Origin of the sequence: Methanobrevibacter sp. 87.7 (assembly GCF_002208625.1) — an archaeon.
Classification (GTDB): domain Archaea; phylum Methanobacteriota; class Methanobacteria; order Methanobacteriales; family Methanobacteriaceae; genus Methanarmilla.
Genome location: NZ_MRCT01000110.1, coordinates 1 through 6,460, shown reverse-complemented (window position 1 = coordinate 6,460; position 6,460 = coordinate 1). Strand labels below are relative to the sequence as shown.

Annotated in this window: 3 protein-coding genes; all 3 read right to left on the bottom strand. The window is 25.8% G+C overall.

Going from position 1 to position 6,460, the window contains the following annotated elements:
• Positions 1-39: 39 nt before the first annotated feature.
• Positions 40-2,958, bottom strand: coding sequence for an excinuclease ABC subunit UvrA (gene uvrA / locus BGI41_RS06045; protein WP_088539512.1), 2,919 nt, complete (start codon positions 2,956-2,958; stop codon positions 40-42).
• 287 nt (positions 2,959-3,245) lie between these two features.
• A complete protein-coding gene (gene uvrB / locus BGI41_RS06040) occupies positions 3,246-5,198 on the bottom strand; it encodes an excinuclease ABC subunit UvrB (RefSeq protein ID WP_088539510.1) in 1,953 nt (650 codons plus the stop codon).
• A gap of 776 nt (positions 5,199-5,974) precedes the next feature.
• Positions 5,975-6,283 carry a hypothetical protein gene (locus BGI41_RS06035; protein ID WP_088539508.1) on the bottom strand — a complete coding sequence of 103 codons (309 nt, stop codon included), beginning with the start codon at positions 6,281-6,283 and terminating at the stop codon, positions 5,975-5,977.
• Between the last annotated feature and the right edge of the window lie 177 nt (positions 6,284-6,460).

Genomic DNA, 6,460 nt, shown 5'->3' with positions numbered 1-6,460 from the left:
AAATTATATATTATTGATCTTTTTAAATGAATTTAAAAACTATTTTGATTCTTTAACTGGTTCTTTAGTTAAATTCTCATGAATAAGTTCTTTAGCAAGGGGAGTAATATTTTCTGTAAGGATTTCTTTTAAGAATTTACCAGTATAAGTTCCAGATTCTGCAACTTCTTCAGGAGTTCCTTGAGCAATTACTTCTCCTCCACCATCTCCACCTTCAGGTCCTAAATCAATAATATAATCTGCAGTTTTAATAACATCAAGGTTATGTTCAATAACTATTACTGTGTTTCCTTTATCAGTAAGTCTTGATAAAACACTAAGTAAACGTTTAATATCTGCAAAATGAAGACCTGTAGTAGGTTCATCAAGAATATATAAGGTATTACCTGTAGACTGTTTAGATAATTCTTTAGCTAATTTTACTCTTTGTGCTTCACCACCAGATAAGGTAGTAGCAGGTTGACCGAGTTTAATATATCCTAAACCAACATCATATAATGTTTGTAATTTTCTATGAATTTTAGGAATGTTTTCAAAGAATTCTAAAGCTTCTTCAACAGTCATTTCAAGAACTTCATAGATATTTTTACCTTTATAACGAATATCTAAAGTTTCTTCATTGTAACGTTTACCTTTACATTCTTCACATGGTACATATACATCTGCTAAGAAATGCATTTCAATTTGAATAATACCATCACCATGACAAGCTTCACATCTTCCACCTTTTACATTGAAACTAAATCTTCCAGGTTTATATCCTCTTGCTTTAGCTTCTGGTGTTTGTGCAAAGAGTTCACGGATTGGTGTAAATAATCCAATATATGTAGCAGGATTACTTCTTGGAGTTCTACCAATAGGAGTTTGATCTATTATAATTAATTTATCAATGTTTTCTGATCCTTCAATAGAATCATGTTCTCCAGCAAATGCATATTTATGGTTTAAAATACCATTTAAACCTTTATTTAATATTTCATTTACTAAACTACTTTTTCCTGAACCACTTACTCCAGTAACACAGGTAAATAATCCAAGTGGGAATTTAACATCAATATTTTTAAGGTTATTTTGACGTGCACCTTTTACAGTAATAAATTTACCATTACCTTTACGTCTTTTATCAGGTATTGGAATAGTTTCTTTACGTGAAAGATATCTTCCAGTTATTGATTTATCTGATTCCATTATCTCTGCAGGAGTACCTTGAGCAATAACTTTACCACCATGTTCTCCAGCTCCTGGACCAATATCTACAACATAATCTGCTGAAAGAATTGTTTCTTCATCATGCTCTACAACTACTAAAGTATTTCCAAGGTCACATAGATGATTTAATGTGTTTATTAATTTTCTATTATCTCTTTGATGAAGACCAATACTTGGTTCATCAAGAATATATAAAACACCTACAAGTCCAGAACCAATTTGAGTTGCAAGTCTAATTCTTTGAGCTTCTCCACCAGATAAAGTACCTGATGATCTTGATAAACTAATATAATCTAAACCTACATCAACAAGGAATTTTAATCTTGCTTTAATCTCTTTAAGTATTTCATTACCAATGAATTGTTCCCTTTCTGTAAGTTCAAGTTCATTGAAAAATTTATATGACTTTTTAATAGACATTTCACAGACTTCTGCAATATTTTTACCACCAACAGTAACTGCAAGAATTTCTGGACGTAAACGTCTACCTCCACATACATAACATTTTCTATCACTCATATATTTTGAAATATTTTTTCTATTCCAATTAGATTTAGTTTCAAAGTATAATCTTTGAAGTCTTATAACTACACCTTCAAAACGTCTATTAACCATATATGAACGATTTCTTCTTTTAAAATTAAATGCTATTCTTTCATCTGTACCGAATAATATGATATGTTGATATTTTTTATCTAAATCTTTAAATGGAGTATCCATAGAAAAACCAAAATGATTTGCAACTGCATTTAACATTTGATGATAATAATTATCTTGATTTTTGGATCTACTCCATGGTACTACTGCACCTTCATTTAAAGATAAACTTTTATCAGGAACAACTAAATCTGGATCAATCTCCATTTTAGAACCAATTCCTTTACATTCAGGACATGCACCTTGTGGAGAGTTAAATGAAAACATACGTGGAGTTAATTCTTCAAAACTTAATCCACAGTCTACACATGCAAAGTCTTCAGAATATAATTTTTCATATTCTTCACTATCTTTTGGTGAATATAAGACTTTTACAACACCATCACCAAATTTAAGCGCAGTTTCAAGAGAATCAGTTAATCTTCTTTTAAAATCAACTGTATTTCTTATTTTAAGTCTATCAATAACAATATCAATTGTATGTTTATTATTCTTTTTAAGTTTGATATCCTCTTCTAAATCTCTTATTTCACCATCTACTCTAGCACGTACAAATCCTTTTTCTCTAAATTCTTCAAAGACTTGATTATGTTCTCCTTTACGATCTTTGATAATTGGAGATAAAACTTGTAATTTAAGACCTTCCCCTTCTTCCATTATAGATTCAGCAATTTGACCTATAGTTTGATGAGATATTTCTTTACCACAATTTGGACAATGAGGAATACCAATACGTGCATATAATAATCTTAAATAATCATATATTTCAGTAATAGTACCTACAGTGCTTCTTGGATTAACTTTAGTTGATTTTTGATCTATTGAAATAGCAGGAGATAAACCTTCAATATAATCAAGTTCTGGTTTATCCATTTGACCTAAAAACTGTCTTGCATAAGAAGATAATGATTCTACATATCTACGTTGTCCTTCAGCATAGATAGTATCAAAAGCAAGGGAGGATTTTCCAGAACCACTTAAACCTGTAATAACTATAAATTCATCTCTTGGAAGAGTTAAATCTATATTTTGAAGATTATGTTCTCTTGCTCCTTTAATAACAATCTCTTTTTTATTGGATCTTCTTACCATATTTTCACCATTTTATAAAAATATTTAATTGTTAATTAATATCCTATAAATTTATAACATTAATTAATATTTAATCGTATGTTATAAAACTATTCTTTATTATATTATATTTTTATATATAAAAAAATATGTTTTAATAATTAAAATTTAAATGTTTGTATTAAATCATAAATTTAAACTAAGTTTATAATTAAAATTTATTTTTATTTATTAAACGTTAAATTTAAATTAACTTTAAATAAAGATTTATTTTTCTTATTAATCTTTAAATTTAAATTAACTCCTAATTATAACATATTTTTAAGTTCAACAATTTGATTTCTTAATTTTGCTGCTCTTTCAAAATTTAAATCTTCTGCAGCATCAGCCATATCTTTTTGTAAATCTTTAATAAGAAGTCTAAGTTCATCTTTAGGCATTTTCTTAATTTCAGCAACTCTTTTAGTATCTTTTTCTTCTTTTTTATCTTTAAGAGTTCTTTCTGTAGATTTAGGTGTAATACCATATTTTTTATTATATGCCATTTGTATATGACGTCTTTTATCTGTAATATGTTTTGCATTTTTAACAGAATCAGTCATATTATCAGCATACATTATTACTCTACCATGAACATTACGAGCTGCTCTACCAATAGTCTGTATTAAAGAAGTTTCACTTCTTAAAAAACCTTCTTTATCAGCATCAAGTATACCTACAAGAGCAACTTCAGGTAAATCTAATCCTTCTCTTAAAAGGTTTACACCAACAATACAATCATATGTTCCACGTCTTAAATCATCAATGATTTCAATACGTTCAAGAGTATCAATTTCAGAGTGAAGATAATGAACTTTAATACCTATTTTAGCATAATAATCAGTTAAATCTTCAGCCATACGTTTAGTTAAAGTTGTAATTAAAACACGTTCATTGTTTTTAATACAATTTCTAACTTCACCAAGTAAATCTTCAACTTGATTTTTAACAGGACGTATAATAACTTCAGGATCAACTAATCCAGTAGGACGAATAATTTGTTCTACTACATTAGTACTTCTTGAGAGTTCATATTCACCAGGAGTTGCAGATACATAAATAACTTGATCTACAGATTTTTCAAATTCATCAAAACGTAATGGTCTATTCTCTTTTGCTGAAGGTAATCTAAAACCATAATCAACAAGTGTTTGTTTACGAGCTCTATCACCATTATACATTCCACGAATTTGAGGTACTGTAACATGAGATTCATCAATTATAGTTAAAAATTTATCTGGGAAATATTTAAATAAGGAATAAGGCATATCACCCCATTTACGTCCAGATAAATGCATAGAATAATTTTCAATACCAGAACAATATCCTACTTCTTGAAGCATCTCCATATCATATTTTGTTCTTTGCTCTAATCTTTGAGCTTCAACATATTTACCTAAAGAATTAAGTTCTTTTAAACGGTCATCAAGTTCATCATTAATATCTTTAAGTGCTTGTTCAAGTCTATCTTGACCTACAATAAAGTGTTTTGCAGGATAGAACATATATCTATCAAGTGATTCCATCTTTTTACCAGTCACTGGATTTATAATTGAAATAGCATCAATTTCATCACCAAATAATTCAATTCTTATAGGTGGTGTACCATGAACAGGATTTACTTCAATAACATCCCCACGTACTCTGAATTGACCTCTTTCAAATGCAATATCATTTCTTTCATATTGAAGGAAAATTAATCTTGATAAAATATATGATCTATCATATTCATCTCCAACTTCAATACCAAAAGCAAATTCACCATAATCTTGTGGAGAACCAATACCATAAATACAACTTACACTACTTACTACAATAACATCATCACGTGAAAGTAAAGATTGTGTAGCAGAATGTCTCATTATATCAATATCTTCATTAATTGATGATTCTTTATCAATAAATGTATCACTATTAGGTACATATGCTTCAGGTTGATAAAAATCATAGTAACTTACAAAGTATTCTACTGCATTTTCAGGAAAAAAAGCTTTAAACTCTTCATACAATTGAGCAGCTAATGTTTTATTATGAGAAATGATTAAAGTAGGTTCTTGAACCTCTTTAATAATATTTGCCATAGTAAATGTTTTTCCAGAACCAGTTACACCAAGTAATGTTTGTTCATGCATCCCTTTTTTTACACCATTTACTAAAGAATTTATTGCTTTAGGTTGATCACCTAATGGTTTAAATGGTGAATGTAATTTAAATTCTTTCATAATATCATTAAATATATAAAATTATTCTTAATTCTAAAATTAAAATTTATAATTAACTTTTAATTTAATAAGCTTTAATTAAGATTTAATTCATGCTAGAAATTAAAACTTAAATAATTAAATACGAAATTCAATTAATTCAAACCTAAATAATCAAATTCAAAAATACAAAATTTAATACATAAATCCAAACCTAAATAATCAAATTTCAGTTTATTAAATTAATTCTTTAATTAGTTTCTAATTTTATACATTACCAAATATATAAAATTATTGTTTAAAAATTATATTTGAAGTATAACATTTGTTTAATATATATGTAAACTTTTAATTTTAAAAATAAATTCTCTTTAATTAATAAAATAATATAATTATTCTCTTTAATTCAAATCATATGGACTAATTATAAAGTTTTATTAATTATATGGATTGAATAAAGTTATTTTCTTATAACTTAAATTTTATTTATATTAAAATAAATTAAGTATAAATAAATTTGTTTATATTAAAAAATAAAAGTTTCTCTTTAATATTAAATCATTAATGAAATAATAAAAATATACTCTTAATAATTTTTCTATATTTACTATAATATATAGTATATAATAAAAATTGTTTTTCCTTAGAGCATATGAAAAGTAATATTTTTATTAAAAATAGTAATTAGTAAAGTAAAAATCATCATTAAAAATAGAAATTCAAAACAAAAAACCCAAAAATAGAAACAATAAGCAAAATGAGATTAAATTATAAAATAAAAATTAAAAATTCAATATTTAATCATCATTTTGTATTTTAAAATTAAAACTAACTGCATGATATGGTAAATCACAACAAGGAACAACACGTTGACATTTATATGATAATTCACCATATTTTGATAAAATATTTTCAGCTTTTTCATTAACTTCATTAACTACTTCCGCTTTATGAATTCTAAAATTACCCATAAATGTAGTAGCATTAGCTAAATTCAAAACAGTTAATTTATCCATTTTAGATGGAAGATCATATTCTTCTAAAAGTGTGTTAATTTTTAATACTACTTCATCATTTATCTTATCTTTATCTTCTTTTGATAACATTATATCCCCTACACAAATCTGTATCTATTATAAATATTTAAGAAAATAGTATAAAGATTTTATTATTTAAGTTTACAATTAAATTAATTATAAAAATATATTAAAAATAAAAAAAAACAGTAAAAAAAATTAAAAAAATCATTAAAGAAAATAATTTCAAATAAAAAAGATAAATAA